Source organism: Streptomyces lancefieldiae, assembly GCF_031845825.1.
GTDB lineage: Bacteria > Actinomycetota > Actinomycetes > Streptomycetales > Streptomycetaceae > Streptomyces > Streptomyces lancefieldiae.
Genome location: NZ_JAVRFH010000267.1, coordinates 1 through 650 on the forward strand (window position 1 = coordinate 1; position 650 = coordinate 650).

Genomic DNA, 650 nt, shown 5'->3' on the forward strand with positions numbered 1-650 from the left:
TCATGTAGTACGGGAAGCGGGAGGAGCAGCCGATGCCGGAGACGAAGACGATGTTCTCCTTCGCCAGGCCGAGCTGGGGCATGAAGCCCTGTACCGCGGCCAGGATCGCGTAGTCACCGCAGCCCGGGCACCAGCGCACCTCCTGGTCGGACTTGAAGTCCTTCATGGACTGCTTGCCCTCGGCCTTGGGGACGAGCTGGAGCAGCGCGTTGGCGTCAGTCATCGATGGCCTCCTTCAGCGCCGTGGCGAGCTGCTCCGCCTTGAACGGCATGCCGTTGACCTGGTTGTACGAGCGGGCGTCGACCAGGAACCGAGCCCGGATGAGCATGGCGAGCTGCCCGAGGTTCATCTCGGGGACCACCACCTTGTCGTACCTCTTGAGGACCGTGCCGAGGTTGTGCGGGAACGGGTTCAGATGGCGCAGGTGCGCCTGCGCGATCGACTCGCCGGCCGCCCGCAGCCGCCGCACGGCGGCGGTGATCGGCCCGTACGTCGAACCCCAGCCCAGTACCAGCGTGTGCGCCCCGGTCGGGTCGTCGACCTCGAGGTCGGGGACGTCGATGCCGTCGATCTTGGCCTGGCGGGTGCGGACCATGAAGTCGTGGTTGGCCGGGTCGTAGGAGATGTTCCCGGTGCCGTCCTGCTTCTC

2 pseudogenes are annotated in these 650 nt (G+C 67.2%); both read right to left on the reverse strand.

The window, feature by feature from the left end:
* A pseudogene (locus RM812_RS42050) lies at window positions 1-223 on the reverse strand (2-oxoacid:ferredoxin oxidoreductase subunit beta); the annotation flags it as partial.
* Window positions 216-650, reverse strand: a pseudogene (locus tag RM812_RS42055) (2-oxoacid:acceptor oxidoreductase subunit alpha); the annotation flags it as partial. The pseudogenes RM812_RS42050 and RM812_RS42055, both read right to left, overlap by 8 nt.